Here is a 26989-nt window from a genome sequence, read left to right as displayed (position 1 = left end):
CCCCCCACCCCCCCCCACCCCCCCTCCCCCCCCCCCCCCCCCCCACACCCACCCCCACCCCCCCCCCCCCCCCCCCCCCCCCCCCCCCCCCCCCCCCCCCCCCCCCCCCCCACAGGTTTTTGTTAGATTTTGCGGGTGATATCTATGTGCCACTATTTTCGGTAAAGTACGCGCCGCTCGAGAGATGGATCCCGGGCGTTTTCTCATGGAGTTGTGCAGTGAAATACCTCAGTAAAGTTGTTGCCGGTGCAATGTTTGGCCTGGTGTTGGCAGGTTGCAGCGGTGCCCCGATGAATACCCAGCATTACGACAGCAACCAGTACACCGTATTGGGTCACAGCGAAGCCAGCGCCACCGGCCTGATGCTGTTCGGTTTGATCCCGATCCGTCAGAACAGCCGTTTTGTGCGGGCACAGGACGCAGCGATCAGGGCCAAGGGCGGCGATGCCATGATCAACACCCAGGTGCAGGAGCGCTGGTTCTGGGCGTGGGTTCTGAACGGTTACACCACCAAGGTTTCCGGTGATGTGATCAAACTGAAAAGCGTTCAGTAATCACCGCCAAAAAAAAATCCGGAGACTTGAATCAGGCTCCGGATTTTTTGTTTTCTGTGCCGACCCGGTCGTCGGTTAGCGGCATTCCATGCAGAAATAGGGCATCACGTCGGAGCTGGCATCGTAGCCGTTGCTGCCGTCGGCGTAATGGTTCTGCCGCAGTCGGTCGGATCCGCCTTCGGCCACCCGTGTCCCGCGCATCGAGTTGTAACCGCCCGCCGCAACGCGGTTTTGTTTCAACCGGTCGGCCCCGTCCGCCGCCAATTGCCGCTCTTTCAGGCGATCGGAACCGCCTTCGGCGAGTTGCCGCGCCTTCAGGCGATCAGCGCCGTCCGCCGCCACTTGCCGTTCTTTCAGGCGATCGGAACCGCCTTCGGCGAGTTGTCGCGCCTTCAAGCGATCAGCGCCGTCCGCCGCCAATTGCCGCTCTTTCAGGCGATCGGAACCGCCTTCGGCGAGTTGTCGCGCCTTCAGGCGATCAGCGCCGTCGGCGGCCAGCTGTCTTTCCTTGATGCGGTCGGCGCCGCCGTCGGCAGCGTTATGCGCAGCAGTGCTGCCGCCGGCCGTTCCGGCGCCGGCTTCGGCGGCGTGAAGATTGGTTGCGATGAAACCGAGGGTCGAGAGAAGGGCGATCCCTAATGCATAGCGTGGGGTATTCATCATGTTCACCTTTTGGGTCAGAGGGGTTATTCAAGCGATAACCTGGCAGGCATGAATGCAGGCCGTTTCAGCCACGACATTCGATGTCTGCATCATAATTGGCCCAAAAATCACGTCACTTATGCATAGGTTGCGCAGCTGGACATCTAGGTATGAGCGCGTCATACATAGGTATGGACGCCGCGACGAGAGACCGACCCGTGTCTGTGCAGAGCAACGGGTCGGTAGCATTGACCGCTAAAGGGATTGGATCATTTCTCCAGAATGAGGGCGGGTTTGTTCTGATCCTTCAATATGAAAACGACGAATTTGGCAGGTTCGGTCTGGCTGGCATTGCGGCCCACGGTGTGGATGTCAGTGGGGCCTTCGTGGAAGGTCTGCCCGGGCATCAGTGTGACTTCCTTGCCACCCTTGACCCCCATGACGATAGAGCCTTCGAGCACATAGACCATCGCATGGGCTTCGTGCCGATGCACCGGATCAGCACCTCCCGGCGGGTATTCGACAGTGAGCACCAGCATTTCCTTGCCGGGGTAATCGGGCAGTGCCGTTTTCGACACTTCCTTGACGACCGGGTGGGGTGCTTCGGCAGCCAGAGCGGGCGTGGTGGCGGTGTATGACAGGGCAAGCAGGGCGAGAAGGGCGGGGGTTCGCATGGGACGCTCCTGATGAAATGGGAAGGCTGGCGTCAAACGCTGGCGCTCTTGAGCCATTGATCGAAGTGGATCTTGCCGAGGATGGGGTTGGCACCGGGGGTCAGTGACTGGTCGTTGATAATCGCACCGTAGTAGCCGGCGCTATCGTCGGTAATCACTTCGCGCGGGTCCTTGATGTGCTGCAGATAGGTTTTGGCGAATGACACCAGTGGCTGCTTGTCCGGACCGGCCAGCTCTTCGGTCTTGCCGGTGGGCGTTGCCACGGCAATTTTCGCCAGCGTCGCTGCAACGTCCGCCGAGGCCACCGGTTGCAGGGCCGCCGAGGTCAAGCGAGCGGTTTCGCCTTGCATGCTGTATTGGACAATGGCGCCGATGAATTCGAAAAACTGCGTGGCGCGCAGGATCGTGAAGGGCACCCCGGACTTCTTGATCAGTTCCTCCTGGGCCATTTTGGCGCGGAAGTAACCGCTTTCGAGCATTCGCTCCGTGCCCACGACCGACAGCGCGACATGATGCTTGACCCCGGCGGCCTTCTCGGCGGCGGCGAGGTTGCGCCCGGATTTTTCGAAGAATTCGAGTACAGCGGAATCCTCGAACGAAGGTGAGTTGGCGACGTCGACCACCACCTCGGCACCTTGCAACGCGGCCTGCAAGCCTTCCCCGGTGACGGCGTTGACCCCTGATTTCGGCGAGGCCGGCACCACCTCATGCCCGCCCTCGCGCAGAAGCGTGCAGAGCTGGGTTCCGATCAAGCCTGTACCGCCGATGACGACAATTTTCATGATTGTCCCTCCGTCTATTGGGGGCGGTGGCAGGTACGCATGCCACACACGGTGTGAGTCGACGCGTCTTGAGATCGAGACGCATTGATAGGTGAGTCTAGGCGGGCGCTGGCAGCGTGCCGGGTTGGCGGGATGGACGGCAGGCATGGCATGTGCCTTAAAAGCTTCGGGAAGAGGCCGAGTCATGATCAAATGGCGGCCATTTTTTGCGGTGGGCAATGCCTGATCTGGAGTTGTCGATGAACAAAACGGCCGTGATGACCCTCGTATTGACCCTTGGTGCAGGTCTGTTCGCCGCGCAGGCGAACGCGCAAGGCGATGCAGAGGCGGGCGGGAAACTGTTCAAGCGGGTGTGCGGCGGATGCCATCAGGTCGGAGAGGGCGCGCGGGCCTTTTTCGGTCCGCAGCTCAACGGTATTGTCGGGCGAGTTTCGGGAAGCACCACCGACTATCAGTACTCCGACGCCATGAAAAACGCCGGGATTGTTTGGACGCGGGAAAAACTGGCGGCGTATATCGAGGAACCGAAGTCGGTGGTGTCGGGTACGCGGATGATCTTCTGGGGGATCAGCGATCAGGAGAAGATCGATGATTTGTTGGCCTATCTGGAGAGTTTTCCTGCGCCATGACAAGGGTGAATCAAGGCCAGGTGCGTTGATTGTGATGCCGCCTTCGCGAGCAGGCGCGCTCCCACAGGAGATCGCGTAATCCCTGCTCAGTAGCTCTGGCAAAGGTCAAAAACTAACGACGCAATTTCTCGCAGTGATCCTGCGTCGGCTGAGCCGCCGTGTACCACACATAATCCGCGCTTTCAGCCGTCACGGTCTTGCCCACCTCGGCCAGTACCAGCACCGCGTTGCCCTCGCCAGCACCAAGGTCTTTCAGGTGCAGTGGCACGCCAAGGTCCTTGCGCACATGGAACGCCCCAGCCAGCAACACGGCAGGTGTCGGTGCCGCCAACAGACGCTCTGCCATACGCCGGTCACGCTGCTGTTGCACGGCGAGCATCGCCGGCATTTGCGCTTCAGGCAGTAAACCGCAATGGGACTCGCGGATGTCTTCCAGCAGAGTCGCTTGCACCTTTTGGCTGGTGGACGCTTCGCCGCTCAGCGTCGGACGCTGTTTGTAGACCTGCATGATCTGCGCCCGATCCAGGTTGGCCGACAGCAGCGGGTAAGGTTGGCGCAGGGCGTAGGTGACCAGTGCGCCATAGACGCCCCAATCCCAATTGGCTTGCCAGGACAGCGCCTTAAATGGATCGGCCGGCGGTTGACCGGCGCGGGTTGCAGCTTGTGCTGCATCGACCTTGGCCTGCTGATCAGGGTTGAGCATTTCCATCAGCAAGCTGCCTTGCGGACGCTGGCTGGCCAGCTCGCGCAGCAGCCACAGTTGCAAGGCGTGGTGATCGGGATTGTCGTGTTGCTCACCGATCAACACCCGTGGTGCCACCGCCAAGCGTTCAACCAACGCTTGCGGTGTCAGGGTGCGCCCGGTGGCGAGTTCGCGAATCACGCCCAGATCGGCATGATCCCGACCTTGCGGAGCAATCGCTGCCGGAGGCGGCGAAACGTAATGGGACTGGCAGGCCGCCAACAGGCTGAACAGGCATAACAGCAGAATGCGCATCGGTTTTCCTTATTGGATGGTGGCCCTCTTGCTCGTAACGATAGGAGAGGGTCTGAATCAGCGCGCGATAATCAACGGGTGGCCACGTTCCGGGTGTTGGTGAATCAGCACTTGCAGCCCATACACCGCCTGCAGTGCTTCGGCGGTCAGGACTTCTTGCGGCGTGCCGTAGGCGTGGGGGCGACCGTCCTGCAACAGCAGCAGGTGATCGCAATAACGCGCCGCCAGGTTGAGGTCGTGCAGGATTACCAGCACCGCCGCACCGCGCCCGGCGAAATCGCGCACCGCTTGCAGGATGGTGTGCTGGTGCAGCGGGTCGAGCATCGAGGTCGGCTCGTCGAGCAGCAGGGTCTGTCCCTCGGCGCCCGGCCACAGTTGCGCGAGTACCCGCGCCAGGTGCACGCGCTGGCGCTCGCCGCCGGACAGCGCCAGATAGCTGCGTCCGGCCAGGTGCAGGGCGTCGGCGGCGGCCAGGGCTTCGGCGACGATTTCGGCATCGCGCACGCGACCGCTGGCATGGGGCAAACGACCCATGCCCACCACTTCGTTGACTGAAAAGGCGAAGTTCAAACTGGAACTCTGTGGCAGTACCGCCAAGCGTTTGGCCCGCTCCTGACCGGGCCAGTCGGCGAGCTTGCGCTCATCGAGGCTGACCGTGCCTTCATGGGCCGGCAGTTCATCGCACAAGGCGGCGAGCAGGGTACTTTTACCGGCGCCGTTTGGCCCCAGCACGCCAAGGACTTCACCGGCACGCAATTCGATATCGATGTTCGCCAGTACGGTGCGACTGCCGCGCCGGACCAGCAAGTTGTTTGCCCGCAGCATCAGGAGCGCCCCCGCACCAGCAGATAAAGGAAGAAGGGAGCACCGATGAGCGCGGTGACGATACCGATCGGCAACTCCGCTGGCGCTAGCAGCAAGCGGGCGACCAGATCGGCCAGCAACAACAGGCTGGCACCGGCGAGATAGGACGCCGGCAACAACACCCGATGATCCGGACCGACCAGCAGCCGCATCAGGTGCGGCACCACCAGGCCGATAAAGCCAATCAGGCCTGCCGCCGCCACGGCGGCACCGACACCCAGCGCCGTGCACAGCACCAGCTCGAGTTTGATCCGTTCGACATTGAAGCCCAGGTGCCGCGCTTCCGATTCACCCAGCAACATCGCATTGAGCGCCGCCGCACGGCGCGGCAACCACAGTGCCACGCCCACCGCCACGATCAACAGCGGCCACAGACGCGGGTAACTGGCGCCATTGAGGCTGCCCAGGTTCCAGAAGGTCAGGGTACGCAAGGTGGCGTCATCGGCCAGGTAAGTGAACAGGCCGACACCGGCGCCGGCCATGGCCGTCATCGCCACACCCGCCAACAGCATGGTGGCGACGTTGGTCTGGCCATTGCTGCGACCGAATCGATACACCACCGCCGTGACGATCAGGCCACCGGCGAAGGCGCACACCGACAGCAGGTACGGCTCGATGGCCGGCGGCAAACCGCCGAACAGACTGCCGCCGACAATGGCGATGGCCGCACCCAGTGCCGCGCCCCCGGACACGCCGACCAGCCCCGGATCCGCCAACGGATTGCGAAACAACCCCTGCATGGCCACGCCGGACAACGCCAGAACCGAACCCACCGCGATGCCGAGCAGACTGCGCGGCAGGCGGATCTGGCCGAGGATCAGCTCGGCCTGTTGCGTGTCGCCGCCATTCACTGGCAGCCCCAGCAGGCGCAGCCCGGCCAGCAAGGTATCGCCCAGCGGTAAGCTGATCGGCCCGAGGGCCAGGGACAACCAGAACACCAGCACCAACAACAGACCCAGGGTGATCAGCATCGGTCGCGGCCGAACGATAGCCGTCATCGACTGACCTCAGCGGTCTGGATTTGCGCCGACGGATAGAACGATTTCGACAGGGTGACCAGCGCATCCGGAATCCGTGGCCCCAGGCCGCCGACCAGCAGCGTCGGATCGATCACCAGCACCCGGCCTTCGCGACCGGCACGGGTTTGCGCCAGGATCGGATTCTGCTCAAGCAGGGCAGCGCGCGCGGCATCCCCTTCAAGGCGGCCGCCGGCGAAGATGATCACCTGTGGGTCCAGGGCCAGCATTGCCTCGTTGGACACGGGCTTGTAGCCGTTGTGTTCGGTGAGGTTTTGCCCGCCGGCCTGAGTGATCATCCAGGCCGCCAGCGTGTCCTTGCCGGCGGCTTGCAGATTGCCGCCGGAGTGGCTGAGCAGCATCAACACCCGAGGAGCAGGATGTTGCTGCTGTAGCTGTTTGACCCATGCCGCTTGTTGTTCCAGGCGCTGCTGATAATCGGCCATCAGCGCCTGCGCTTCAGCCGGCTTGCCGAGCAGTTGCCCGAGTTCGGTCAGGTTGTGTTGCAGCGAAGGCACATCGGGCTTGGCCGACAACAGCTCGATGCGCACCCCGGCCGCCTTGAGTTGCGCCAGCACCGGTGGCGGGCCCATTTCGGCACTGCCCACCAGAATGTCCGGTTTCAGCGTCAGAATGCCTTCGGCCGCCAGTGCCCGCTGATAGCCGATGCCCGGCAGGCTGTGCAACGAACGCGGGTACTGGCTGGTGCTGTCGACACCCACCAGTTTGCTTTCGCCACCCAGGGCAACCACCCATTCGCTGAACGCGCCCCCGGCGCTAACCCAGCGCTGGGGCAGGCCATCGGCCACGGCCATCTGGCTCAGGAGCATGCAGGCCGAGGCCAGCAGTGATTTGATTCGCATCGCAAGACTTCCTTAGTCGATCAGGACGGTGGCGGTTTCGGCCAAGGCACGCCAGTCGTCACGCATCCTGGATGCCCGGCTTGCGCACGCCGAACAGCGGGATGACCCGCTCGCCGTCGGCATCGAAACCTTCGTAGCGGGTGATGATGCCATCGACGCTCGGCTTTCGCACACGCCACCGCTCGGTCATACCGGTGGTCTTGAGGTGCAGGTCACTGCGTGGGAGCGAGTTCGCTCCCACATTGGGTTGAGATTTACCGATTGATCTCAGCCAACGCCCTCGAAACCCCCGCCCCATAAAACGGATCGGCCTTCGTGCAGTGGGCGATATGCCGTTGCTGCACTTCCTGGGAAACGCCACTGAGCGAGCGCGCGGTGTTTTCGAACAAGGCTTGTTTTTCCGCCTCCGACATCAGGCGGAAGAGGTTGCCCGGCTGTTCGAAATGGTCTTCATCCAGGCGATGATCCCAATGCCCGGCAGCACCGGCTATTTTCAGCGGTGGTTCGCTGAAGTCCGGTTGATCGGCCCAGGCGTTCTCACTGTTGGGCACATAAGCCAATTGCCCGCCGTAGTTTCCGTCCACGCGCATGGCACCGTCGCGATGGAAGCTGTGCACCGGGCAATGGGCGGCGTTGACTGGAATCTGGTGATGGTTGACCCCCAGGCGATAACGTGCGGCATCTGTGTAGGCAAACAGACGCGCCTGCAACATCCGGTCGGGTGAAAAACCGATGCCGGGTACCACGTTCGACGGGGAAAACGCGGCTTGTTCGACTTCGGCGAAGACGTTTTCCGGGTTGCGATTGAGTTCGAAGTAACCCACTTCGATCAAGGGGTAGTCCTTATGCGGCCAGACCTTGGTCAGGTCGAACGGGTTGACGTCGTGGTCGTGGGCCTGCTCTTCGGTCATGACCTGAATGTAGAAAGTCCAGCGTGGGAAGTTGCCCGCCTCGATGCTCTCGTACAGGTCCCGATGATGGCTTTCCCGGTCCTGTCCAATCAGAGCCTGCGACTGCTCATCGCTCAGGTTCTGGATGCCTTGTTGGGACTTGAAGGTGAACTTGACCCAGTGCCGTTCGTTGTTGGCGTTGATCAAGCTGAAGGTGTGGCTGCCAAAGCCGTGCATGTGCCGATAACTGCTCGGGATGCCGCGCTCGCTCATGACAATGGTCACCTGGTGCAGGGCTTCGGGCAGTGACGTCCAGAAATCCCAGTTGCTTTGCGCGCTGCGCATGCCGGTGCGTGGATCACGCTTGACCGCGTGGTTGAGGTCCGGGAAACGCAACGGATCGCGGAAAAAGAACACCGGGGTGTTGTTGCCCACCAGATCCCAATTGCCTTGTTCGGTATAGAACTTCAGGGCAAAACCACGGATATCACGCTCGGCATCGGCAGCGCCGCGTTCGCCGGCCACGGTCGAGAAGCGGGTAAAGATCGGCGTTTGCTTGCCTACCTCCGAGAACAGGCGAGCCTTGGTGTAGCGCGTCACATCGTGGGTCACGGTGAAGGTGCCGTAGGCGCCGGAGCCTTTGGCGTGCATGCGTCGCTCGGGAATCACTTCGCGATCGAAGTGGGCGAGCTTTTCCAGCAGCCATATATCCTGCAGCAACGCGGGACCCCGAGGGCCGGCGGTCTGGATATTGAAGTTATCGACGACAGGGGCGCCGTTGATTGAAGTCAGTTTGTTTTTTGGCATGGCACGGTTTATCCACGTTAAGTATTTAGTTATGAGGTGAGAGTAATGAGCTTGAAGTAATGAAAAGCAGCTGGGGAAGATGTTATTTGTTTGATGTCCTTGGCGCATCTCTGCCAATGGCATAATTTATACAAACTTAAGTGTGAGGAGGTTAAACCAAAGTATTAAAGGAAATTTGGTTAGTCGGTCAGTATTAAAGCCGTCGTTTCAAGGCCGCTTCGATACAGGCCACTAGCGCCTGTGTGTTGAAGGGTTTGGCAAAATAACCTGCGGGTTTGCGCACGTTGGCGCTGAATGTCGGTGGCATACCGGGTTTTCCGGTGATGAACAGCGTGGGAATATGGGTGTTTCTCGCCGCCAGCGCTTCGTACAGGGTCACGCCGCACATGCCGGGCATCTGGATATCCGAAATCAAGCAGTCGGTTTGGCAAGGCCCGTCGGATTCAAGAAAAGCGTAGGCACTGTTGTAGGTGTTTACTGTGTAACCGTAAGAGCGCAATAAACTGTCCAGTGAGATAAGAATAAGTTCGTCATCATCAACAACTGAAATAATAGGTGCGTTGGGCATGTAAAAACCTTGCGTCATTGCGAGTGGCGCAAACTGGCGCCCGCCATATTTGCAAGATACGCGCTCCAAAAAAGCGGAATAGTATACTTGCGTATGTATGATCGTTTTTCGGGTGTGGGAGCTGCCGCAGGCTGCGATTTTTTGATTTTTTGAACTTTTGATCTTTGTTCTTAAAAGATCGCAGCCTCGTTTCACTCGACAGCTCCTACACAGCTCCTACACAGCTTCTACAACAACGTTCACCAAGGCTGTTCCTGGGCCAGGTTGTCCTCGATCAACCAGATGAAATGCGCGTTTTGCCGCGTGCATGCTTCAAAGAAGCGTTTGCTGGCGTTGTCCTTGTGGTCAATGGCACATTCACGGTAATCGCGCAGCAAGGCTTCGACAGCCTGCAGTCGGCGCGTGCCTTGGGAAATCCCTGTCAGGCAGTCGGCAAAACACTGCGGCTCGCGAATGTCATGAAGGTGATAGAGCGCCGCGGTTTCGGCGTAGCCGCCCAGGTCGGTGATGCGCGCGACGAGAAAATCGGCATAGTCGGTGTTGGCCCGTACCATGCGGTGAAACATCTGTTGTACCGGCAGGAAACTGATGTTGTGCAGCTTTTGCTGCCCTCGTTTGAATTGCGCCAGCAGGGTCATCACGGTTCCCAGCGTATCGGTCAGCACGTCAATAATTTCCACGCGCTCGGCGGTCGACAATGAGGTGTGCGCGCCATAGCGGCTGATGCGCAGCGGATGACTGACGATGTACAGCTTTTGCAATGCGTTCATGACAACCGTCCCCAGGGCCAGCGCATCGGCGCGATGAATGGATTTATTCGAGGTGACCAGCGTAAATCGAGCGGTTCGCAATAACACTCCTACCTCGAGACAGCGACCTAGCACGTGGGGACAGGTCCGTCATACCCCGGTATGACCGGTTAGCACCGAGGTAGGAGTGCCTGTCGCGGGCCAGCGACTTACAGTGCAGGAGGCAGTTGGACGCACAAGGCTGGTTGCAGGTTGCCGCGATGGCCTGCACGGCTTTTCTCCCATCAACACTAATCTGTGTACTGACGGCGATCGCACGCAGGTCCTGCTCATCAAAGGACAGGCGCATAAAGGTTGTGGAGAGCATCATCCATGTTCAGTTTCCTGCAGGCCCACCCGTTGATCTGCGGCGTCATCCTGATCCTGATCGACCTGGCCGCCTGGCAGTTGATCGGTGTTTCGCGGCACAACCTGCGCTTGTGTGCGCGCATCGTCATTTTCGTCGCCTTCAGCTGGGTCATGACCGCCGCCGGCATCAGCCCGTTGCAGCCGCCGCTGTGGCCGGAGGACGCCATCCTCAACCTGATGGGCACGGTGCTGGGCATCGGCTGGTGGCTGTTCGCGGCCCGGACGGTGACCATCATCCTCGGCTATGGCCTGATGTCCCGGGCCGGGCACAGTGCTCGACTGCTTTACGACCTGATGGGCGCCGTGATCTTCCTGATCGCCATCGTCGGTGCCGCGGCGTATGTCCTGCAATTGCCGGTCAAGGGGTTGCTGGCGACCTCCGGAGCGATGGCGATCATTGTCGGCCTGGCCTTGCAAAGCACCTTGAGTGACGTGTTTTCCGGGATCGTGCTCAACACCACCAAGCCTTACCAACTCAATGACCGGATTTCCATCGATGGCACCTCGGGCACGGTGGTGGAGATCGATTGGCGCACCACTCACCTGATGACCGACATGGGCGGCATTGCGGTGGTGCCCAACTCGGTGGCGGCAAAAGCGCGGATCATCAACTTCAGCCGCCCCGACGATGTGAACGGCATCAGTGTGATCATCGCCGTGCCCAGCAACGTGCGTCCGCGCCGGGCAATCGATGCCCTGGAAAAAACCTTGCGCGGGACCCGGGCACTGCTGCAATCACGCTCGGCCAAAGTCTCGGTCAAAAGCTCCCATCTGGACCACACCGAGTACGAGCTCAAGGGCTTTATCGCTTCCGCCAAGAGCAAGAATGAAGTGTGCAACCTGATGTTCGACCTCGCCCATCGCCACCTCGAAGCAGCAGGTGTCACCTGGGGCTCCGGCCTGGAAGAGCAGCGCTGGAACCGTCAGCGCCGCTTGCTCGAGGACGTGCGGATCTTCCGTTCGCTGAGCAACGACGAGCGCGACTGCCTGGCCGACGAAATGACCGCGGTGGACTACCAGGCCGACGAAGTCCTCCTCGCATTCGGCGAAGTGGCTGACTGCCTGAAGATCATCAGCACCGGTGTGGTCTCGGTGGCGATCCACGACGGCGAAAAACTGGTCGAAGCCGGACGCATGGGGCCGGGTGAAGTCATGGGCGAGGAGGGGATACTGGCCGATAAACCGTCACGGGGAGAGTTCCGCAGCATCACCAGTGGCCGGTTGTTTCGTATCGAAAAAAACGTGTTCGGCAATCAGTTGCAGCATCTCGATGAATTGAGAAGCGCCCTGAGCAATTTGCAGGACCAGCGCCAGGAAATCCGCGAGACGGTGGTCATGCAAAAGCCCATCGAGATCAAGAAAAGCGGGTTGTTTCAGTGGTTGATGCAGCGCAGGTGAAAAAAACGGGCGCGGCCTGCTGGTGAACTTCGCCAATACCCAGGTTCTGAATGGAAGCTTTTCAATCGCCAGGATCAGTAGTAGTGTAAAGATAACTACATATTAAATATCTTACTCTACATGAAAACTTGGCTGGCGCTGATTCTCGGTTTACCCACTGCCAATGCCACTGAGCGCATGAGGGCCTGGCGTGCGTTGAAGGCATCAGGTGCGGCGGTATTGCGCGATGGTGCCTACTTGCTGCCCGACATCCCTGTCTGTCGCGAAGCCTTGATGTCTGTCGAACGCGACATCCTTTCCATCAATGGCACTGCTTACATCCTGCCGGTGGTCGATGCGCAAGGTGAGCGTTTTATCGGGTTGTTCGACCGTAGCGATGACTACAGCAAACTGCGCGCAGAGATCGAAGAATGCCGTGGACAACTCAATCCTGAAAACGCATTGGCCACCACCAAACAAATTCGCAAGCTGCGCAAATCCTACGATCAGCTTTCCAGCATTGATTACTTCCCCGGCAAGCCGAAGCAGCAACTTGACTCTGCCTTGCAGGCGCTCGAAACCGCCGTCAGCAGAGCGTTATCGGCGGATGAACCCCATAGTCGCGATCAGCTCATGACGGCACTCAATCGCGACGACTATCAAGGCCGTGTCTGGGCGACGCGCAAGCGTCCATGGGTTGATCGCCTGGCCTGTGCCTGGTTGATTCGTCGCTTCATCGACTCCCAGGCCCGGATCCTCTGGCTCAACAGCCCAGCAGACTGTCCAGCAGATGCTTTGGGGTTCGATTTCGATGAAGCGACCTTCAGCCATGTCGGTGACCGCGTGACCTTCGAAATCCTGCTAGCCAGTTTTGCACTTCAAGCGTCCGACCTGAACCGCATGGCTGCCTTGGTGCACTACCTCGATATCGGCGGTGCCCAACCGGAGGAGGCTGCCGGTATCGAGTGCGTGCTGGCAGGACTGCGCGAAACCATTACCGACGACGATCAACTGCTGGCAGCGGCGAGTGCCATCTTCGACGGCCTGCTCGCCGCGTTTGCGAAAGAGGAACACCCCAATGACTAAGGTTGTGTCGCCAGTGGTTCAAGAGGAACTGTCGAAGCCAGGGCCAATCAGTTTGCGTGAGGCGTTCCGGTTCTGGCTGAAGCTGGGTTTCATCAGTTTCGGCGGGCCCGCGGGGCAGATTTCGATCATGCACCAGGAACTGGTGGAGCGACGGCGCTGGATTTCCGAGCGCCGGTTCCTGCACGCCCTCAACTACTGCATGCTGCTGCCCGGGCCGGAGGCGCAGCAATTGGCGACCTACATAGGCTGGTTGATGCATCGAACCTGGGGTGGAGTCATCGCGGGCGCACTGTTTGTACTGCCCTCACTGTTTATCCTGATTGCTCTATCGTGGATGTACATCGCTTTCGGCGAAGTACCCGTGGTGGCCGGGCTCTTCTACGGAATCAAACCCGCCGTGACAGCAATCGTCGTGCAGGCGGCACACCGGATCGGCTCGCGCGCGTTGAAGAATAATTGGCTGTGGGCCATAGCGGCGGCATCATTTACCGCGATCTTTGCCTTCAATGTCCCCTTCCCATTGATCGTGCTGGGTGCAGCTTTGATCGGCTATGCCGGTGGCCGCCTGGCACCCGAGAAGTTCAGAACCGGGGGCCATGGCGCCGCCCAAAAGTCCTTTGGCCCGGCCTTGATCGATGACGATACTCCTCCCCCTGAGCATGCTCGGTTCAGCGGGTTGAAATTGATGTCGCTCGCCCTCGTCGGCGCGGCGCTATGGGCATTGCCAATGGGGATACTGGCCGCCCTGTTTGGTTGGGAAGGCACCTTGACCCAAATGAGCTGGTTCTTCACCAAAGCCGCACTGCTGACCTTCGGCGGAGCCTACGCGGTACTCCCCTATGTCTACCAGGGCGCGGTCGGTCACTACGGCTGGCTAACACCCACACAGATGATTGACGGCTTGGCTCTGGGTGAAACCACGCCTGGGCCACTGATCATGGTCGTGGCTTTCGTCGGTTTTGTCGGGGCTTATGTCTTGCAAGTATTCGGTGCCGATCACGTATTTCTGGCAGGGGCTTTGGCCGCCGCTCTGGTGACCTGGTTCACCTTCCTTCCCTCATTTCTGTTCATCCTTGCGGGTGGCCCACTGGTGGAGTCGACCCACAACGAACTCAAGTTCACCGCACCGCTCACCGCCATTACGGCAGCAGTGGTCGGCGTGATCCTCAATCTGGCGTGTTTCTTCGGCTATCACGTGCTTTGGCCGAAGGGTTTCAGTGGCCAGCTCGACTGGCCGTCTGCGTTGATCGCCATTGCCGCGGCAGTCGCCTTGTTCCGCTTCAAGCGTGGCGTTATCCAGGTGTTGATGGCCTGTGCGCTCGTCGGCCTGGCAGTGCATCTGTTGCGCTAAAGCACAAGTTCGATAACCGTCTTACCAGCAAGCAGAAAACGGCCAGCTTCAGTCGCTCGTGAACAAAAAAGTCCCCCATGCCCCGTTGCAACGCAATGCGTCGCAACGGCTAAGCTTTTTTCAAAGAACCTCCATCTTTGAAGGGAGACTCCATGAGCAGCGCCCCCCTGTCTGAACTCGATGCCGCTCTACCCGGTTTGGCGCGCAAGATCCGCGTACTGGATGCCCTGTCCTGGCCGGATGGCGTCGAGGAAGTGTTCCTGGCGCATTGGCGCAATGGGAAAGCAGAATTACCCAGAGTCGAACTGCGCCCCCGTGAGCACAGCGCCGACATCGCCGCGCTGGAAGCTTTTATCGGGCGTTGTGACCAAGGGCATCCCGCCGGGAACTACTTGGCCATGACCGCGCGCAGCTATGCCACGGCCGGACGCATGCTGGGAGCGATCGGTACTCCCGACTTTACTCACTATTCATCCGCGTTGTACCGACGCCCGGATTTCTATTATCCGAAGCAGAAACTCAGCATGCTGGACGCGGCCCGTTTCTTTCTCACCACCACCGACGCCCTGTTGGGTGGAGCCCGGATTCCACCGACCCAGGCTGATATCCCGGCCGAGGCCTTCGCCGCCTGGATGCAGCCGGAACTGGACCGTTTCTTCGGCGAGGGCCGGGTCACGGTCGTGCTCGACCCGACCCTGGCCGCCAAGGCGATCGCCGGGTCAAGCCGCATACGTCTGCGTAGTGGAGCGCTGTTCTCTGAACTGGACAAGAATCAGTTATTGCAGCATGAGGCCTTTGTGCATGCCGCGACCGCACAGAATGGCGCGCTCCAGCCCAATCTGAAAAGCCTGGGCCTGGGCGCGCCACGCACAACCCAAACCCAGGAAGGCATTGCCACCCTGGCAGAACTGTTCACGGGCAGCATGGACATCAGCCGCCTGCGTCGCCTGGCCCTGCGCGTGCTCGCGGTCCAGCAAGCCTTGGACGGTGCCGATTTCATACAGGTCTTCGAGGGTTTTCTGGCCGCCGGCCAATCGCAAGAGGAGTCCTTCCGTTCAACCCAGCGGGTCTTCCGTGGCGCCGACCTGCGCGGTGGTTCAGCGTTCACCAAGGATGCCGCCTACCTGACCGGTTTGCTGGGCGTCCATACCCTGCTGCGCATCGCGATCCGCGACAATCGACCGGAACTGGTGGGGCATCTGTTTGCCGGACGCCTCAGCCTGGCGGATACCGTACGCCTGGCACCGCTATTCGAGTCCGGCTGGCTCAAGGGCCCCACCCATCTACCGGCCTGGGCCAGCGACCTGCGCCTGCTCGCCGCCAACCTGGCTTTCTCCGCCTTTATCGCCCAGATAAAACTGGATGTACTCGATCTTGAAGTGCTCATGGCATTTGCGGATGAACACGAGAACGATGCCAGCGCGATATAAGCTAGGTACCTGTTAGTTGACTCGATCCGGTTTCAGGGAAACAGGTTGGCTGCTGGTTTTTCCTGTTTTTGGACTCTGGGTGATTGACTGCGATGGGTGCGAGCAATGTTCGTGATAGGAAGAAAACGGCCAAGAGCGGACAGTCCGCGATCACCGCAATCAAAGGCATGTTAGTAATGAACCTCCATAACTGAGTAAAGGGGCAGCGTTGTTTTTTTGAAAATAAAACTGTCCCCGTTTTTGTCCGTTTTTTGTTGGTCGAACAAATGCTCAAGTTTTACCGTCGCTGGAGAATCAAACCAAAACAGCTAAGTCCGTGTACTTGGCAACCAATGGGTCGGCGGTAAGGAGCTTCATGGGTTCTGTCATCGCAGTCGCAATTATGAGCCGGTCAAACGGATCACGGTGATGATGTTCAAGGTCTTTCACTGCAATGGCATGTTCTGAAGTCACCGGCAGTTCGATGAACCCGCTGTCGAGGCAATACTGGCGGATTTCTTCCAGATCAACATTCAGTTTTCCCAATCCGACTTTGATCGCCATCTCCCAGAATGTCGCCGCGCTGACATAAATGTCGGCAGCGTTCTCTATGAGCTTTCTGGCTCTACCAGATAGTCTGGAGTCGTCGCTGAGTGTCCAAAGCAGAATATGCGTATCGAGCAGCAACCTCATGACTTTATGCCCTCGAACGCATCGAGCATTTCGTCCGGCAATGAGGCATCAAAGTCTTCGGGAATTGCGAGCTTGCCTTTCATCGCTCCGATACGTTGGCCGCAGGGTTTTCCAACCGGTACCAGGCAGGCAAGGGCGCGACCATGTTTGGCAATCGTGATGATTTTTCCGGCTGCTGCTTCATCGACGAGTTTGGATAAATTGTTTTTTGCCTCGGCCAACGGAACGATGATCATGTTATCTCTCCCATATTCTGGACAAATATAGCCAGAATATCTTGAAGCGACAAAGGCTGGCGAATAGATCGATCGCTCCACATCACTGCACATCGCTACAAATGTTTCTTGTTTCATCGAGACCTCCTTTTTGTCCGTTACCTACCTTAGCGTTCGGTGTGATGGACGGATGTCGGGTAATGCTGATCTCCATACGAGTGCTTTCCGGAAGGGGCGTAGGCAGTGAAGAGCAAAAGATCGCAGCCTCCGGCAGCTCCTACAAGGAGTATGCGTTCCCAGCGTAGGAGCTGCCGGAGGCTGCGATCTTTTGCCGTTGAAACCCCCAAAACAAAAAACGGCACCCGAAGGTGCCGTTTCTGTTTTCTACCAAGTACCGCTAAACAATCAACCCGCCAACCCCGATTGCTGAACCAGGTTCAACAACGGCTGTGGATACAGACCAAGGAAGAACGCCATTACGGCGATAGCCAGCAGCATCACGCCGCCTGCCTTTTGCTCCCAGTGCATTTGCGCATCGTGACGACGCAGGTTCGGTTCGATCAGGTACAGGGTGACCATGACGCGCAGGTAGTAGAACACGCCGATGGCGCTGCCCAATACCAGGGAGCCGACCAGCCACCATTGGTGCGACTCGACACCGGTGGCGATGATATAGAACTTGCCGATGAAGCCCGCGGTCAGCGGGATACCGGCCAGGGACAGCATCATCACGGTCAGTACGGCGGTCAGGTACGGACGGCGCCAGAACAGGCCGCGGTATTCGTACAGGGCATCCGCGTCACGGCCGTTGTACGGCGAGGACATCAGGGTGATCACGCCGAAGGCGCCGAGGCTGGTGATCACGTAGGTGACCAGGTACACGCCGATGGCTTCCACGGCCAGACCCTTGCTCGCCACCAGGGCGATCAGCAGGTAACCGAAGTGGGCGATGGACGAGTAACCCAGCAGACGCTTGAGGTTGCTCTGGGTCAGGGCCAGCAGGTTACCGAACAGGATCGACGCGATGGCGATGATGGTCAGCACGTTGCTCAGCACACCGCTGCTTGCAGCAGGGGAGATCTGGAACAAACGCACCATCACCGCAAACACGGCAACTTTCGAAGCGGTCGCCAGGAATGCGGCAACCGGTGCCGGAGCACCTTCGTACACGTCCGGGGTCCAGAGATGGAACGGTACCAGCGACAGCTTGAACGCCAGACCGATCAGCATCATGCCCAGGCCCAGTTGCGCCAGGGAGCTTGGCAGGCCGGTGGCCGCCAGGGCCTGGCCGATACCGACGAAGCTCAAGGAGCCGGCATCGGCGTAGAGCAGGGCCATACCGAACAACAGGAACGCGGAACCGGCAGCCGACAGCACCATGTACTTGATACCGGCTTCCAGGGAGCGCTTGTTGAAGAAGGCGTAAGCCACCAGGCCGTAGACCGGTACCGAGAGCAGCTCCAGACCAACGAACAAGCCGGCCAGGTGTTGCGCGCTGACCAGCACCAGGCCACCGGCGGCGGCCATCAGGATCAGCAGGTACAGTTCTTCACGGTTGCCCGGGTAACCCGAACCGCCGTCGCCGAGGTAGGCGTGGGCGAGGGTGACACAGGCGAGGGTGGCGACCAGGATCAGCGCCATGTACAGGCAAGCAAAGGTGTCGATCTGCAGCAATGGCGTCACGGCCAGTGGCGCGACTTTCAGGGCTGGGAGGATCGACAGCAATGCCAGGTTCAGACCCGCCACGGACAGCAGGAAGGTCTGGGAGTGGTTGCGGCGCCAGGCGATCGCCAGCATCACCACGATGATCGTGGCGCTGGTGATCAACAGCGGCGCTAGCGCGATAAAGTGTTGAGTCGTGAATTCCATAGCGCTCTTACCGGGCCGAAGCGAGTTGAGTGAAGGCGGTGCCGAGCCATTGCTGCACGCCATGCATCGTAGCGGCAGAGGTATCGAGGAACGGTTGTGGGTAGATGCCGATGTAGATCAGCAGTGCTGCCAGACCGACCACCATGATCATTTCGCGACCGTCCATGCCATGCATCACCGCGTCCGACTTGGCCGGACCGAAGTACGCACGGTGGATCATGATCAGCGAGTAGACCGAACCGAACACCAGGCCGGACGTGGCGATGATGGTGACCCATGGAGCGATCGGGAAGGTGCCGATCAGGATCAGGAACTCACCGACGAAGTTACCGGTACCCGGCAGACCCAGGGAGGCGGCTGCGAAGAACAGGCTGAGGGCCGGCAGGTAAGCGATCTTCGACCACAGGCCACCCATCTCGCGCATGTCGCGGGTGTGGGTGCGCTCGTACAACTGACCGGCGAGGATAAAGAGTGCCGCGGCCGACAGACCGTGGGCCAGCATCTGCATCACCGCGCCCTGCAGCGCCAGTTGGCTGCCGGAATAGATGCCGATCAGCACGAAGCCCATGTGGGATACGCTGGAGAAGGCGACCAGACGCTTGATGTCGGTTTGCGCGAACGCCAGGAACGCACCGTAGAAGATCCCGATCAGACCCAGGGTCATGGCGAACGGCGCGAACTCGGCCGACGCATTCGGGAACAGCGGCAGGGCGAAACGCAGCAGGCCGTAGGCAGCGGTTTTCAGCAAGATACCGGCGAGGTCGACGGAACCTGCGGTCGGCGCCTGGGCGTGAGCGTCAGGCAACCAGGAGTGGAACGGTACGACCGGCAGTTTCACCGCGAAGGCGATGAAGAAGCCGAGCATCAGGATGTACTCGGTGCCGGCCGACATCTTGGTTTTCAACAGGTCGGCGTAGTTGAAGGTAATCACGCCGGTGTCGTTGAAGTTGACCAGTACCAGACCCAGGATCGCCACCAGCATGATCAGGCCGGAAGCCTGAGTGAAGATGAAGAACTTGGTCGCCGCGTAGATCCGGGTTTTCTTGCCGTCCGAAGAACTGTGACCCCAGAGCGCGATGAGGAAGTACATCGGCACCAGCATCATTTCCCAGAAGAAGAAGAACATGAACAGGTCGAGGGCGAGGAACACGCCGACGACGCCGCCCAGGATCCACATCAGGTTCAGGTGGAAGAAGCCCACGTGACGCTGGATCTCTTTCCACGAGCAGAGGACCGAGAGGACACCCAGCAGACCGGTCAGCATGATCATCAGCAGCGACAGGCCGTCGAGGGCCAGGTGCACGCTGATGCCGAAGCGCTCGATCCAGATGTGCTTGAACTCCAGCACCCAGGTCGGATCGGCGCCAGGCGCCGGGGCAAACGAATAGTCGCCGTGGGCCCACAGCCAGAGGCCGAGGGCGAGCAGCAGGGACATGGTGATCAGCGCAATCCAGCGGGGGAGGGTGGCGCCGAAGCGCTCACCCATCCAGCACAGCAGGCCGCCGATGAAGGGGATCAGGATTAGCCAAGGCAGAATCATGACGGGCTCAATTCCTTTCGCAAGTTCGCAAGGTTCATATCAGACCGCTACCAGCACGACGGCGCCGATTACCAGCACGGCACCAGCAGCCATCGAGGCGGCATACCAACGCAGTTGACCGGTCTCGGTACGGCTCAGGGCGGTGTGACCGCCTTTGGCCATGCGCGGGATCAGACCGATGGTCTGGTCGAGCGGGTCTTTGCGCAGGATGTGGCTGATCGCCAGGTATGGCTTGACGAACAGTTTGTCGTAGATCCAGTCGAAGCCCCAGGCAGCGAACCACCAGGCCGACAGGAAGCGGCCGATACCGCTGTTGGCGATGGCGGTCACGAAGCGGCGCTTGCCGAGGAACAGCAGGGCGGCCAGCAGGATACCGGCCAGGGCGATGGCGCCCGAGGCGATTTCCAGGCTGTGCTTGGCTTCGCCGCCGGCATGGCCAACGCTTTCCGGCAGCACACCGTGCAGTGGTGGAACGATCATCGCGCCGATGGCGGTAGACAATACGATCAGCACCGACAGTGGCAGCCAGTGAGCGATGCCGTGACCGGCGTGGGCTTCGGTCTTCGCTTCACCGTGGAACGCGATGAAGATCAGGCGGAAGGTGTACAGCGAGGTCATGAACGCACCGACCAGACCGGCGTAGAGCAGGCCGTGGTTACCGCTGGCAAACGCTTCCCAGAGGATTTCGTCCTTGGAGTAGAAGCCTGCGGTCACCAGTGGCAGGGCCGCCAGGGCCGCGCCGCCGACGATGAAGCTGGCGTAGGCCAGAGGCAGTTTCTTCCACAGGCCACCCATCTTGAAGATGTCCTGCTCGTGGTGGCAGGCCACGATCACCGCACCGGAGGCAAGGAACAGCAGGGCCTTGAAGAAGGCGTGGGTCATCAGGTGGAAAATCGCACCATCCCAGGCGCCAACGCCCAGGGCCAGGAACATGTAGCCGATCTGGCTCATGGTCGAGTAGGCGAGGATACGTTTGATGTCGGTCTGGACCAGGGCTGCAAAACCTGCCAGCACGAGGGTCACGCCACCGACGATCCCTACAAGATGCAGGATTTCCGGCGCCAGGGTGAACAGGCCGTGGGTACGGGCGATCAGGTAGACACCCGCCGTTACCATCGTTGCCGCGTGGATCAGTGCGGAAACCGGAGTAGGGCCGGCCATCGCATCCGCCAGCCAGGTTTGCAGCGGCAGTTGCGCGGATTTACCGACAGCGCCACCCAGCAGCATCAGGGTGGCCATGACCATCCAGAAGTTGCCCGCCTGGAATTTCTGCGGTGCCAGCACCAGCAGTTCCTGGACGTTCAGCGTGCCCAGCTGGGCGAACAGGATGAACAGGCCGATGGCCATGAACACGTCGCCGATGCGGGTCACGATGAAGGCTTTGAGTGCGGCGTTACCGTTGTTGCGGTTGCTGTAGTAGAAACCGATCAACAGGTACGAGCACAGGCCCACGCCTTCCCAGCCGAAGTACAGGAACAACAGGTTATCGCCCAGCACCAGGAACAACATGCTGGCGATAAACAGGTTGGTGTAGGCGAAGAAGCGCGAGTAACCGGCTTCACCGCGCATGTACCAGGACGCGAACAGGTGGATCAGGAAGCCCACGCCGACCACTACACCGAGCATGGTCAGGGACAGACCATCCAGGTACAGCGCGAAGTTCGGCTTGAAGCCCTCCACCGCCATCCACTGCCACAACACCTGGGTGTAGTGGCCGCCTTCAGGTGGCGCGACGTTGAATTGCCAGATCACGTAAGCCGCAACGATGGCAGACAGGCCGACCGAACCGACGCCGATCAGCGCCGAAAGGTTTTCCGAGAGGCGTCCACGGGAGAACGACAGCAGCAGGAAACCAATGAGAGGGAATACGAAAGTCAGATAGAGAAGATTCATCCGCGCATCTCGCTGGCAGCGTCGATATCGAGAGTGTGGAAGCGGCGGTACAGCTGCAACAGGATCGCCAGGCCGATACTGGCCTCGGCGGCTGCCAGGCTGATCACCAGGATGAACATGATCTGTCCATCCGGCTGCGCCCAGCGGCTACCGGCAACGATGAACGCCAGGGCGGAGGCATTCATCATGACCTCCAGGCTCATCAGCACGAAAAGAATGTTGCGGCGGACCATCAGGCCAACCAGACCGAGGCAGAACAGGATGCCGGCGACTGCCAGACCATGCTCCATGGGGATAGCAGGCATCGTCATTGCTCCTTGGCTTCGTTGCGGCCCAAGTGGAACGCCGTGACGGCTGCGGCGAGCAGCAGCATCGAGGCGAGTTCGACCACCAGCAGGTACGGACCGAACAGGCTGATGCCCACGGCCTTGGCGTCTACGGTGGTGTGGCCGACGGCCTGGCCGGTCTGGTGGGAGAACAGCACATACAGCAGTTCAACCAGCAGCAAAGCCGCGAGGGCGACCGGGCCGCCCCAGATACCGGGCTTGAGCCAGACGCGCTCTTGCTGAACCGAGGCGGGCCCCAGGTTCAGCATCATCACCACGAACACGAACAGCACCATGATGGCGCCAGCGTAGGCGATCACTTCCAGAACACCGGCGAACGGCGCGCCGAGGGCGAAGAACGTCATCGCCACGGCGATCAGCGAAATGATCAGGTAGAGCAGGGCGTGCACAGGGTTGGTGTTGGTGATCACGCGAAGCGTGGACACAACCGCGATACCCGATGCGAAATAGAAAGCGAATTCCATCTTTCTTCCTTAAGGCAGCAAGCTCTTCACGTTGATCGGTTCGGCTTCGTTCTGCGCGGAGCCCTTCGGCTTACCGGCAATCGCCATACCTGCAACACGATAGAAGTTGTAATCAGGGTTTTTGCCGGGGCCGGAGATCAGCAGATCTTCTTTCTCGTACACCAGGTCCTGACGTTTGAACTCGGCCATTTCGAAATCCGGCGTCAGCTGGATCGCGGTGGTCGGGCAGGCTTCCTCGCAGAGGCCGCAGAAGATGCAGCGCGAGAAGTTGATGCGGAAGAAGTCCGGGTACCAGCGACCGTCTTCGGTTTCAGCTTTCTGCAGCGAGATGCAACCGACCGGGCAAGCCACGGCGCACAGGTTGCAGGCCACGCAGCGCTCTTCGCCGTCGGGGTCGCGGGTCAGGACGATACGGCCACGGTAGCGCGGCGGCAGATAGACCGGTTCTTCCGGGTACTGCAGCGTGTCGCGCTTGCGGAAAGCGTGGCCGAAAATCATCACCAGGCTGCGAAGCTGGGTGTAGAGGCCATGCACGATGTCAAAAATGTACTTCATGATTCTCTATCCTCACTGAGCCGCGACGGCGGGCGTGTTCAGCAACACGATCGCAGCGGTCACCAGCATGTTGACGAGGGTCAGCGGCAGGCAGAATTTCCAGCTGAAATCCATCACTTGGTCATAACGTGGGCGCGGAATCGAGGCGCGCAACAGGATGAACATCATGATGAAGAACCCGGTTTTCAGTGCGAACCAGATGAACGGGATCTGCGGCAGGATGCCGAACGGACCGTGCCAGCCACCGAAGAACAAGGTCACCAGCAGCGCCGAAATCAACACGATGCCGATGTACTCGCCGACGAAGAACATGCCCCATTTCATGCCGGCGTATTCAATGTGGTAACCGTCGGCCAGTTCCTGTTCCGCTTCCGGCTGGTCGAACGGGTGACGGTGAGTCACGGCCACGCCAGCGATGAAGAAGGTCAGGAAACCGAAGATCTGCGGAATGATGAACCACAGGTTCTGCGCTTGATATTCAACGATGTCGCGCATGTTGAACGAGCCGACCTGGATCACGATGCCCATCAGCGACAGGCCCATGAACACTTCGTACGACACGGTCTGTGCTGAGGCACGCAAGCTGCCCAACAGGGCGAACTTGTTGTTGCTCGACCAGCCGGCGAACAGCACCGCGTAGACCGACAGACCGGCCATGGCGAAGAAGAACAGGATGCCGATGTTGATGTCCGCCACGCCCCAGGTCGGGGTGATCGGGATAATCGCGAAGGCAATCAGCAGGGCGCTCATGGCGACGACCGGTGCCAGGGTGAAGATCATCTTGTCGGCGAACGGCGGGGTCCAGTCTTCCTTGAAGAACATCTTGATCATGTCGGCGGCGATCTGGAACGCGCCGAACGGACCAACACGGTTCGGACCGTAACGGTCCTGCCAGAGGGCGAGCAGACGACGCTCGACCCAGCTGAGCAGGGCGCCGCAGATCACCACGGCGAGCAGGATCACCACGGCCTTGAGGACCGCGATGATGATGTCGATCACTTCAGGAGTGAACAAGGTCATTGCGCTGCCTCCTGCAGACCGTCAACGGATTTGCCAAAGATCGCTGGCGGAATGCCGGCGATGCCCGCAGGCAATGCCACCAGACCGGCACCCAGTTCTTCGTTGATGCGCAGTGGCAGACGCAGGGTCTGGCCAGCCACGTTCAAACTCAGCATGGCGCCGTCGTTGACACCCAGGCGGTCGGCTTCGGATTTGGCCAAAGCGACGTAGGCGGCTGGAATACGTTCCTGAACCGGCGCGGCTTTCGAAGAGTTCTCTTCGCTGCCGAACAGGTGGAAGAACGGCACGGCCTGCCAGGTGCCCGGAGCCGGGTTGAACGCACGCGGAACACTGGCGAACCAGTTCAGCGAGTCACCGGTGCTTTCGATCAGGCGGGTGCCCGGGTCGCCAGCGCGGATGTGACCGCCGACTTCGTCCTGGAACTTGTTCCAGGCTTGTGGCGAGTTCCAGCCCGGAGACCAGGCGAACGGCACTTGCTGACGCGGTTCGGCGGAGCCCGAGTAGCCTTCCATCGAGAAGGCGAACGCGGTGTCCTTGTCCTGCGGGGTACGCGGTTCGTGCACGCTGATGTCGGCGCGCATGGCGGTACGACCGGAGTAGCGCAGCGGTTCGCGGGCCAGTTTCAGGCCCTTGATGCGGAACGCGGCGGACGGTGCGGCGTCGACGATGCCGGCCAGTTGCGCGGTGCTCGAAGCCACGGCAGCGGTGACATGGTCCAATTGCGTCCAGTCGATCGGCTTGTTCAGCAGGGTGGCACGCAGGGCATGCAGCCAGCGCCAGCCTTCGTGAACCAGGATGCTGGCGTCCATGTATTGTGGGTCGAACACCTGGAAGAAGCGCTGGGCGCGGCCTTCCTGGCTGACCAGGGTACCGTCGCCTTCGGCGAAGCTGGCGGCTGGCAGGACCAGGTGCGCGCGATCGCTGGTGGCGGTCTTCTGATGGTCAGCCACGATCACCACTTTCGCGGCGGTCAGGGCGGCATCGACACGGGCTTTGTCGGTACGGGTGTACAGATCGTTTTCCAGCACGACGATGGCGTCTGCCTTGCCGTCGATCACGGCTTGCAGCGCGGCGTCGACCGATTCGCCACCGAGCATGGCCAGGCCAAGACTGTTGGCTTCCGGCACGATCAGGCTGATGGAACCGTTCTTCTCGCGCAGCTTCAGGGCCTTGGCGATGTTCGCGGCGGCTTCGATCAAGGCTTTGGAGCCCAGGGACGTACCGGCGATGATCAGCGGGCGCTTGGCGGCGAGCAGGGCGTCGGCGATGCGCTTGGCCAGCTCGAGGGCTTCGGCGTCCAGGCCTTCAACGGCTGGAGCGCTGGCGTCGAGGGCGTGAGCCACGGCGAAACCGATGCGGGCCAGGTCGTCGGGAGCGGCGTGAACGCACTCTTCGGCGATGTCGTCGAGCTTGGTTTCAGCCAGGCTGGCAATGAACAGCGGGTTCAGCGCGTGCTGGCCGATGTTCTTCACCGCGGCGTCGAGCCAAGGCTGGACGCGCATGGCGTCGGCCATGTCTTCAGCTTTGCCCTTGACCGACTGACGCAGGGCCAGGGCCATGCGGGCGGCGGTCTGGGTCAGGTCTTCACCGAGGACGAACACGGCGTCGTGGTCTTCGATGTCGCGCATGTTCGGCACAGGCAGCGGGCTGTCTTTGAGCACTTGCAGCACCAGGCGGATGCGCTCCAGCTCAGAGGCTTCGATACCGGAGTAGAAGTGCTCGGCACCGACCAGTTCGCGCAGCGCATAGTTGCTTTCGAGGCTGGCGCGTGGCGAACCGATACCGACGATGTTGCGACCGCGCAGCAGATCGGCAGCTTTATCCAGTGCTTCGTCGAGGGTCAGCTTGGCGCCGTTGGCCAGCAGCGGCTGACGCGGACGGTCCTTGCGGTTGACGTAGCCATAGCCGAAACGGCCACGGTCGCACAGGAAGTACTGGTTGACCGAACCGTTGTAACGGTTTTCGATGCGACGCAGCTCGCCGTAACGCTCGCCCGGGGAGATGTTGCAACCGCTGGAGCAGCCATGGCAGATGCTCGGCGAGAACTGCATGTCCCATTTACGGTTGTAGCGCTCGGAGTGCGTCTTGTCGGTGAACACACCGGTCGGGCAGACCTCGGTGAGGTTGCCGGAGAATTCGCTTTCCAGGGTGCCGTCTTCAACGCGACCGAAGTACACGTTGTCGTGGGCGCCGAATACGCCGAGATCGGTGCCGCCGGCGTAGTCCTTATAGAAGCGCACGCAACGGTAGCAAGCGATGCAGCGGTTCATTTCATGGGAAATGAACGGGCCCAGTTGCTGGTTCTGGTGGGTACGCTTGGTGAAGCGGTAGCGGCGCTCGTTGTGGCCGGTCATGACCGTCATGTCTTGCAGGTGGCAGTGACCGCCTTCCTCACAGACCGGGCAGTCGTGAGGGTGGTTGGTCATCAGCCATTCAACGACACTGGCGCGGAAGGCCTTGGATTCTTCATCGTCGATGGAGATCCAGGTGTTGTCGGTGGCAGGGGTCATGCAGGACATGACGATACGACCACGGGTGTCGTTTTCGTCGGTGTACTGCTTGACCGCGCATTGGCGGCAAGCGCCAACGCTGCCCAGGGCAGGGTGCCAGCAGAAATACGGAATATCGAGGCCTAGCGACAGACATGCCTGTAACAGGTTGTCTGCCCCGTCGACTTCGAGCGCTTTGCCGTCTACGTGGATAGTGGCCATGGTTCAAAGTTCTTCG

Annotated in this window: 26 protein-coding genes and 1 pseudogene; 6 read left to right on the top strand and 21 right to left on the bottom strand. The window is 60.4% G+C overall.

Translation table 11 applies throughout. From position 1 onward, the window contains the following. Nucleotides 1-218 precede the first annotated feature (218 nt). Nucleotides 219-554, top strand: a complete 336-nt coding sequence (locus tag ACSFE6_RS18130) for a hypothetical protein (RefSeq protein ID WP_435428909.1) — start codon at nucleotides 219-221, stop codon at nucleotides 552-554. A 75-nt stretch (nucleotides 555-629) separates the two neighbouring features. Here ACSFE6_RS18130 and ACSFE6_RS18125 read toward each other — a convergent pair whose 3' ends face one another. The 3 genes from ACSFE6_RS18125 to ACSFE6_RS18115 form a co-directional block, all read right to left on the bottom strand. Next, complete coding sequence (locus ACSFE6_RS18125) at nucleotides 630-1214, bottom strand: phage infection protein (protein WP_435428908.1); 585 nt, start codon at nucleotides 1212-1214, stop codon at nucleotides 630-632. Between the two features lie 251 nt (nucleotides 1215-1465). Next, nucleotides 1466-1870 (bottom strand): cupin domain-containing protein, encoded by a 405-nt coding sequence (locus ACSFE6_RS18120; protein ID WP_435428907.1) that lies wholly within the window; start codon nucleotides 1868-1870, stop codon nucleotides 1466-1468. 32 nt (nucleotides 1871-1902) lie between these two features. Next, the gene (locus tag ACSFE6_RS18115; protein ID WP_435428906.1) at nucleotides 1903-2652 is read right to left on the bottom strand and encodes an SDR family oxidoreductase; all 750 of its coding nucleotides are present in this window, start codon (nucleotides 2650-2652) and stop codon (nucleotides 1903-1905) included. Between the two features lie 239 nt (nucleotides 2653-2891). Between ACSFE6_RS18115 and ACSFE6_RS18110 the strand changes: the two genes are divergently transcribed. Next, complete coding sequence (locus ACSFE6_RS18110) at nucleotides 2892-3281, top strand: c-type cytochrome (RefSeq protein WP_435428905.1); 390 nt, start codon at nucleotides 2892-2894, stop codon at nucleotides 3279-3281. Between the two features lie 112 nt (nucleotides 3282-3393). On the opposite strand, the gene ACSFE6_RS18105 is transcribed toward ACSFE6_RS18110, so the two are convergent. The 8 genes and pseudogenes from ACSFE6_RS18105 to ACSFE6_RS18070 form a co-directional block, all read right to left on the bottom strand. After that, entirely contained in the window at nucleotides 3394-4278 is an 885-nt protein-coding gene (locus tag ACSFE6_RS18105) for a ChaN family lipoprotein (RefSeq protein ID WP_435428904.1), read from the bottom strand. Between the two features lie 57 nt (nucleotides 4279-4335). Beyond that, nucleotides 4336-5103: a heme ABC transporter ATP-binding protein gene (locus ACSFE6_RS18100; RefSeq protein WP_435428903.1), complete on the bottom strand. Its 768-nt coding sequence runs from the start codon at nucleotides 5101-5103 to the stop codon at nucleotides 4336-4338. Further along, nucleotides 5103-6086 carry a FecCD family ABC transporter permease gene (locus ACSFE6_RS18095; protein WP_435428910.1) on the bottom strand — a complete coding sequence of 328 codons (984 nt, stop codon included), beginning with the start codon at nucleotides 6084-6086 and terminating at the stop codon, nucleotides 5103-5105. The genes ACSFE6_RS18100 and ACSFE6_RS18095 overlap by 1 nt, the downstream gene beginning before the upstream one ends. Before the next feature lie 50 nt (nucleotides 6087-6136). After that, nucleotides 6137-7021 carry a heme/hemin ABC transporter substrate-binding protein gene (locus tag ACSFE6_RS18090; protein WP_435428902.1) on the bottom strand — a complete coding sequence of 295 codons (885 nt, stop codon included), beginning with the start codon at nucleotides 7019-7021 and terminating at the stop codon, nucleotides 6137-6139. Between the two features lie 12 nt (nucleotides 7022-7033). Continuing rightward, nucleotides 7034-7244 (bottom strand): annotated as a pseudogene (locus tag ACSFE6_RS18085) (hemin-degrading factor); the annotation flags it as partial. 31 nt (nucleotides 7245-7275) lie between these two features. Continuing rightward, nucleotides 7276-8718 (bottom strand): catalase, encoded by a 1443-nt coding sequence (locus ACSFE6_RS18080; protein ID WP_435428901.1) that lies wholly within the window; start codon nucleotides 8716-8718, stop codon nucleotides 7276-7278. A 193-nt stretch (nucleotides 8719-8911) separates the two neighbouring features. After that, nucleotides 8912-9481: a response regulator transcription factor gene (locus ACSFE6_RS18075; protein WP_435428900.1), complete on the bottom strand. Its 570-nt coding sequence runs from the start codon at nucleotides 9479-9481 to the stop codon at nucleotides 8912-8914. Nucleotides 9482-9525: 44 nt separating this feature from the next. Further along, nucleotides 9526-10056, bottom strand: coding sequence for a ferritin-like domain-containing protein (locus ACSFE6_RS18070; RefSeq protein WP_435428899.1), 531 nt, complete (start codon nucleotides 10054-10056; stop codon nucleotides 9526-9528). 351 nt (nucleotides 10057-10407) lie between these two features. Between ACSFE6_RS18070 and ACSFE6_RS18065 the strand changes: the two genes are divergently transcribed. The 4 genes from ACSFE6_RS18065 to ACSFE6_RS18050 all read left to right on the top strand — a co-directional run bounded on the left by ACSFE6_RS18065 (nucleotide 10408) and on the right by ACSFE6_RS18050 (nucleotide 15687). Then, the gene (locus tag ACSFE6_RS18065; protein WP_435428898.1) at nucleotides 10408-11841 is read left to right on the top strand and encodes a mechanosensitive ion channel domain-containing protein; all 1434 of its coding nucleotides are present in this window, start codon (nucleotides 10408-10410) and stop codon (nucleotides 11839-11841) included. A 120-nt stretch (nucleotides 11842-11961) separates the two neighbouring features. Beyond that, nucleotides 11962-12906, top strand: a complete 945-nt coding sequence (locus ACSFE6_RS18060) for a chromate resistance protein ChrB domain-containing protein (RefSeq protein ID WP_435428897.1) — start codon at nucleotides 11962-11964, stop codon at nucleotides 12904-12906. Then, nucleotides 12899-14257 (top strand): chromate efflux transporter, encoded by a 1359-nt coding sequence (chrA, locus tag ACSFE6_RS18055; protein ID WP_435428896.1) that lies wholly within the window; start codon nucleotides 12899-12901, stop codon nucleotides 14255-14257. The genes ACSFE6_RS18060 and chrA overlap by 8 nt, the downstream gene beginning before the upstream one ends. Before the next feature lie 152 nt (nucleotides 14258-14409). Further along, nucleotides 14410-15687, top strand: coding sequence for a flavohemoglobin expression-modulating QEGLA motif protein (locus ACSFE6_RS18050; protein WP_435428895.1), 1278 nt, complete (start codon nucleotides 14410-14412; stop codon nucleotides 15685-15687). A gap of 294 nt (nucleotides 15688-15981) precedes the next feature. Here the strand turns inward: ACSFE6_RS18050 and ACSFE6_RS18045 are convergent, their stop codons facing one another. The 10 genes from ACSFE6_RS18045 to nuoG all read right to left on the bottom strand — a co-directional run bounded on the left by ACSFE6_RS18045 (nucleotide 15982) and on the right by nuoG (nucleotide 26973). Next, nucleotides 15982-16359, bottom strand: a complete 378-nt coding sequence (locus ACSFE6_RS18045; protein WP_435428894.1) for a type II toxin-antitoxin system VapC family toxin — start codon at nucleotides 16357-16359, stop codon at nucleotides 15982-15984. After that, complete coding sequence (locus ACSFE6_RS18040; protein WP_435428893.1) at nucleotides 16356-16712, bottom strand: type II toxin-antitoxin system Phd/YefM family antitoxin; 357 nt, start codon at nucleotides 16710-16712, stop codon at nucleotides 16356-16358. The genes ACSFE6_RS18045 and ACSFE6_RS18040 overlap by 4 nt, the downstream gene beginning before the upstream one ends. Before the next feature lie 267 nt (nucleotides 16713-16979). Beyond that, nucleotides 16980-18443: an NADH-quinone oxidoreductase subunit NuoN gene (gene nuoN, locus ACSFE6_RS18035; protein ID WP_435428892.1), complete on the bottom strand. Its 1464-nt coding sequence runs from the start codon at nucleotides 18441-18443 to the stop codon at nucleotides 16980-16982. 7 nt (nucleotides 18444-18450) lie between these two features. Then, complete coding sequence (gene nuoM, locus ACSFE6_RS18030) at nucleotides 18451-19983, bottom strand: NADH-quinone oxidoreductase subunit M (protein ID WP_435428891.1); 1533 nt, start codon at nucleotides 19981-19983, stop codon at nucleotides 18451-18453. Between the two features lie 39 nt (nucleotides 19984-20022). Further along, a complete protein-coding gene (gene nuoL / locus ACSFE6_RS18025; protein ID WP_435428890.1) occupies nucleotides 20023-21876 on the bottom strand; it encodes an NADH-quinone oxidoreductase subunit L in 1854 nt (617 codons plus the stop codon). Beyond that, a complete protein-coding gene (gene nuoK, locus ACSFE6_RS18020) occupies nucleotides 21873-22181 on the bottom strand; it encodes an NADH-quinone oxidoreductase subunit NuoK (RefSeq protein ID WP_007946416.1) in 309 nt (102 codons plus the stop codon). The genes nuoL and nuoK overlap by 4 nt, the downstream gene beginning before the upstream one ends. Nucleotides 22182-22183: 2 nt before the next feature. Beyond that, entirely contained in the window at nucleotides 22184-22687 is a 504-nt protein-coding gene (nuoJ, locus tag ACSFE6_RS18015; RefSeq protein ID WP_096510117.1) for an NADH-quinone oxidoreductase subunit J, read from the bottom strand. 9 nt (nucleotides 22688-22696) lie between these two features. Continuing rightward, nucleotides 22697-23242, bottom strand: coding sequence for an NADH-quinone oxidoreductase subunit NuoI (nuoI, locus tag ACSFE6_RS18010; RefSeq protein WP_178132024.1), 546 nt, complete (start codon nucleotides 23240-23242; stop codon nucleotides 22697-22699). A gap of 12 nt (nucleotides 23243-23254) precedes the next feature. Then, complete coding sequence (gene nuoH / locus ACSFE6_RS18005) at nucleotides 23255-24262, bottom strand: NADH-quinone oxidoreductase subunit NuoH (RefSeq protein WP_435428889.1); 1008 nt, start codon at nucleotides 24260-24262, stop codon at nucleotides 23255-23257. Further along, nucleotides 24259-26973: an NADH-quinone oxidoreductase subunit NuoG gene (nuoG, locus tag ACSFE6_RS18000; RefSeq protein WP_435428888.1), complete on the bottom strand. Its 2715-nt coding sequence runs from the start codon at nucleotides 26971-26973 to the stop codon at nucleotides 24259-24261. Before nuoG ends, nuoH begins: the two co-directional genes overlap by 4 nt. Between the last annotated feature and the right edge of the window lie 16 nt (nucleotides 26974-26989).

This window comes from Pseudomonas baetica (genome assembly GCF_051216495.1).
Lineage (GTDB): Bacteria > Pseudomonadota > Gammaproteobacteria > Pseudomonadales > Pseudomonadaceae > Aquipseudomonas > Aquipseudomonas baetica_B.
Note: the sequence above shows the minus strand (reverse complement) of the source record. Positions and strands in the feature narration are given on the sequence as shown.

Bases quoted from the DNA above. Each gene is read 5' to 3' on its own strand.
- ACSFE6_RS18125 (WP_435428908.1), bottom strand. From the start codon at position 1,214: ATGAATACCCCACGCTATGCATTAGGGATCGCCCTTCTCTCGACCCTC.
- ACSFE6_RS18120 (WP_435428907.1), bottom strand. From the start codon at position 1,870: ATGCGAACCCCCGCCCTTCTCGCCCTGCTTGCCCTGTCATACACCGCC.
- ACSFE6_RS18115 (WP_435428906.1), bottom strand. From the start codon at position 2,652: ATGAAAATTGTCGTCATCGGCGGTACAGGCTTGATCGGAACCCAGCTC.
- ACSFE6_RS18110 (WP_435428905.1), top strand. From the start codon at position 2,892: ATGAACAAAACGGCCGTGATGACCCTCGTATTGACCCTTGGTGCAGGT.
- ACSFE6_RS18105 (WP_435428904.1), bottom strand. From the start codon at position 4,278: ATGCGCATTCTGCTGTTATGCCTGTTCAGCCTGTTGGCGGCCTGCCAG.
- ACSFE6_RS18100 (WP_435428903.1), bottom strand. From the start codon at position 5,103: ATGCTGCGGGCAAACAACTTGCTGGTCCGGCGCGGCAGTCGCACCGTA.
- ACSFE6_RS18090 (WP_435428902.1), bottom strand. From the start codon at position 7,021: ATGCGAATCAAATCACTGCTGGCCTCGGCCTGCATGCTCCTGAGCCAG.
- ACSFE6_RS18080 (WP_435428901.1), bottom strand. From the start codon at position 8,718: ATGCCAAAAAACAAACTGACTTCAATCAACGGCGCCCCTGTCGTCGAT.
- ACSFE6_RS18070 (WP_435428899.1), bottom strand. From the start codon at position 10,056: ATGAACGCATTGCAAAAGCTGTACATCGTCAGTCATCCGCTGCGCATC.
- ACSFE6_RS18065 (WP_435428898.1), top strand. From the start codon at position 10,408: ATGTTCAGTTTCCTGCAGGCCCACCCGTTGATCTGCGGCGTCATCCTG.
- ACSFE6_RS18060 (WP_435428897.1), top strand. From the start codon at position 11,962: ATGAAAACTTGGCTGGCGCTGATTCTCGGTTTACCCACTGCCAATGCC.
- chrA (WP_435428896.1), top strand. From the start codon at position 12,899: ATGACTAAGGTTGTGTCGCCAGTGGTTCAAGAGGAACTGTCGAAGCCA.
- ACSFE6_RS18050 (WP_435428895.1), top strand. From the start codon at position 14,410: ATGAGCAGCGCCCCCCTGTCTGAACTCGATGCCGCTCTACCCGGTTTG.
- ACSFE6_RS18045 (WP_435428894.1), bottom strand. From the start codon at position 16,359: ATGAGGTTGCTGCTCGATACGCATATTCTGCTTTGGACACTCAGCGAC.
- ACSFE6_RS18040 (WP_435428893.1), bottom strand. From the start codon at position 16,712: ATGAAACAAGAAACATTTGTAGCGATGTGCAGTGATGTGGAGCGATCG.
- nuoN (WP_435428892.1), bottom strand. From the start codon at position 18,443: ATGGAATTCACGACTCAACACTTTATCGCGCTAGCGCCGCTGTTGATC.
- nuoM (WP_435428891.1), bottom strand. From the start codon at position 19,983: ATGATTCTGCCTTGGCTAATCCTGATCCCCTTCATCGGCGGCCTGCTG.
- nuoL (WP_435428890.1), bottom strand. From the start codon at position 21,876: ATGAATCTTCTCTATCTGACTTTCGTATTCCCTCTCATTGGTTTCCTG.
- nuoK (WP_007946416.1), bottom strand. From the start codon at position 22,181: ATGCCTGCTATCCCCATGGAGCATGGTCTGGCAGTCGCCGGCATCCTG.
- nuoJ (WP_096510117.1), bottom strand. From the start codon at position 22,687: ATGGAATTCGCTTTCTATTTCGCATCGGGTATCGCGGTTGTGTCCACG.
- nuoI (WP_178132024.1), bottom strand. From the start codon at position 23,242: ATGAAGTACATTTTTGACATCGTGCATGGCCTCTACACCCAGCTTCGC.
- nuoH (WP_435428889.1), bottom strand. From the start codon at position 24,262: ATGACCTTGTTCACTCCTGAAGTGATCGACATCATCATCGCGGTCCTC.
- nuoG (WP_435428888.1), bottom strand. From the start codon at position 26,973: ATGGCCACTATCCACGTAGACGGCAAAGCGCTCGAAGTCGACGGGGCA.